Annotated in this window: 1 protein-coding gene; it reads right to left on the bottom strand. The window is 42.4% G+C overall.

The genetic code is table 11. The annotated features are described in order from the left end of the window. Positions 1-291 precede the first annotated feature (291 nt). A complete protein-coding gene (locus M4I36_RS14795; RefSeq protein ID WP_258112531.1) occupies positions 292-2,448 on the bottom strand; it encodes an AAA family ATPase in 2,157 nt (718 codons plus the stop codon). Between the last annotated feature and the right edge of the window lie 320 nt (positions 2,449-2,768).

Here is a 2,768-nt window from a genome sequence, read left to right as displayed (position 1 = left end):
AATGGTTCCTTCTCGTGGATTTGGACAGTGCTACCTGTCCTCCATGATAAGGGACTTTTTAATTGTCGTGGGACACAAATCACCGAATCCTATGAACATTATGGAAACATTAATGCAGCGCTCGTGACCGCATATATATTTTCGTGTTGAATTTCCAAGATACGTTCGTCCTGCTGGTATTCGCCCCGGAGAGAGGTGCTCGTTTTGGGAACAAATAAAAACCCGATAAGTAACGGTACAACCGCCTGACGATTTACTCAGGCGGTTGTCTTCGCTCTTGGGATGGACGGACTATACATTGGGGAGCAACTGGATAACTCGGTCGAAGATATCGATTAGCACTTCGGGACATCCTGTCTGTTCGGCAATCCATTGAGCTTGTCGTGCCTTGCTATTTCCAAACTTTTCTTTGGCTTGGTCCAAGAACGGTTTAACTTCCTCAATGCTCTCAAAATTGTCTAGCTCACTATGTCCCAGTACGAATACGTTTTTGTTCCAAAGTTCTTTTTTCGTTTCACAAAAACTCATTCCATCTTCGATGTCGATTTCGAATTCTTTAAGCTGTCTAACAATATTATCGTTGGCACCTAGAGAATCACCATCACACAATAGCATCCACCTCACATCAAAGGCAGTGACGAATCGAAGATATGACGGGTTGTTTTTCTTTCCGTCGACATGGAGGAGGGATATATTAAAATCTTCAAACACCATTCCGCCATAACTTAGGGATTCCTCTATTCCATTCTTCTTCTTTTCAAGATACTTTGTAAACCAAATTGGTAAAGCGTGGTATTCCGATTCGCCGTCCACTAATATTGCTAAGTCTGAGAAAAGAGCATTGGCTCGGTTGGTGTTTCTTTCAAACGCTTGCTCACTCTTGAGTCTATAGTTTGGGTTATCTGAGGGTCGGAATGCCGAACTAACTTTACTGCACCCTGCATCCATGTGGATTCGTCTAGTATTCTTGAGTGTTTTAGATGATATGAGGTATGGTGAATGGGTCGCAACGAATATTTGGGCACCTGCTTGTTCAAACAGCATTGCAAGTTGTCGCTGAATACGTGGGTGAACGTGCACTCCGGGTTCATCCAACAAAATGATGTGACTTTTTGACACGGAGAGTACAGCACACAGAAACGCTAATTCGAATATTCCAGCACCACTGCGAGAAATGGGAAATTCGCGCTCATGTTGATCCAAGGTGATGATTTCCAAATGCAAAGTTGCTTTCGATTCCCGAGTAGGAACAGTACTAGTGCTCTTTTGAATTGGTTTGAGGCGAATTCGAGGTAATGGATTACGAAATGTAGTCAAGGAATCCGTGTATTCCACAACATTTTTAAGTTGCACGTCCAACTTTCGGCCATTCGTCAGTTTTGAGAAGCCATTACAGATTCGTCTAAATTCTTCTCGCTCTGATTTAGAGCCATTTTTTAGACGAAATAGATGTAATGCTAGACCGCTACCATCAAGTAGTGAAGAACTAGGGTTATCCCACTCTGTGTAATCAAACTTTTTTCTCGGTTCCACGTGGATATTTGCTGTTTTAATTACCGTATCTCGGAAGATGTGCCTGAATACACTCGCGGATTGAATAGGACTCGTGGATTCATTGATATCTCCAAGTGATTTTCGCAAATACATATAGGACGGGAGCTCTGGATCACTACCCATATGGTTGTTCATTCCTCCCAGGGAATACAGAGACGACGTATCTCCTTGAGAAATTATTGACGTAAAGTCAAAGGCTATTTGAGGAATCTCATCACGTTCGTTAGTAAGCCACTGTTTTAGCGCCATTGTTGTGTCCTCACCCATGGACTTCATCCATGCATTCCAAATCTCCTGTTGCGACCAACTTTCGGAACGATTTTTGAATCGATTTATGCCAATTACATTGCTGTAACTTCCATGTAGGTACCAGAAAAATTCCTGTCCGTGTGACTGAAAGCGATAGTATACAGAGAAGGACGGATGAAGCGCATTTGAAAGTTTCACACAAATTTTTCCGGCATATACTCCCAAGAGTGAGGGGCTGCCGAGGACCTGCTTCTCCATATAGTCCACAAAAATGCGTAATTTGTCACGGTTTAGCTGATTCGCCAGGTTAGTACCGCTGGCCAGTAAATTCTGTAGCCCGCTCTGCGAGAACAAGCTGTAACAAATATAGTGCGCTAATAGTGATTGCTCGTTCTCATCATTAAATTCAACGTCAAGTGCAATCTCAGCAAAGTCATCGACATCGTTGAAGTTACAATTTAGCCTGAATTCTTCAATTGAGACCTCGTCGCTAGCGGATTCCGCGACTTGTTCTATCGCATAAAGCACGTTGCTTTTTCCGGCACCGTTTGGTCCGACCAAAATGTTTAAATTTTGATCTATGTCCTCTAAATGAAAATCCCGAAAGGAAAGATAGTTATTCGCGTGAAAACCAGTTATCTTCAAATTAAATCCTCCCTGAATTGTGACAGATACGGACGACTAATTCGGCAGTAAAGGTGAAAAAATCAGGTTGCGCCGCTTAAACGTTAGCCGGATATATCCGGCAATGTGCTGATAAACAAACGGCTCTTTATTTGGCAGGATTTGTCAAGCACGTACACGAATTATAACTTATGGAATAGATTCAGTGCAGGGGGTAACAGAGTATACTAGATTTTAACTCCTTGAATGATGTGAAGGATATGATTAATCGGAAGTTCACTATACGAAAACAGCCAGAATCGTAGTCCCTGCAAGGGTTTTTAGCTCTTTTGGAACAAGAC

Origin of the sequence: Alicyclobacillus sp. SP_1 (genome assembly GCF_024706985.1) — a bacterium.
Classification (GTDB): Bacteria; Bacillota; Bacilli; order Alicyclobacillales; family Alicyclobacillaceae; genus Alicyclobacillus_I.
This window is presented reverse-complemented; position numbering and strand designations above follow the sequence as displayed.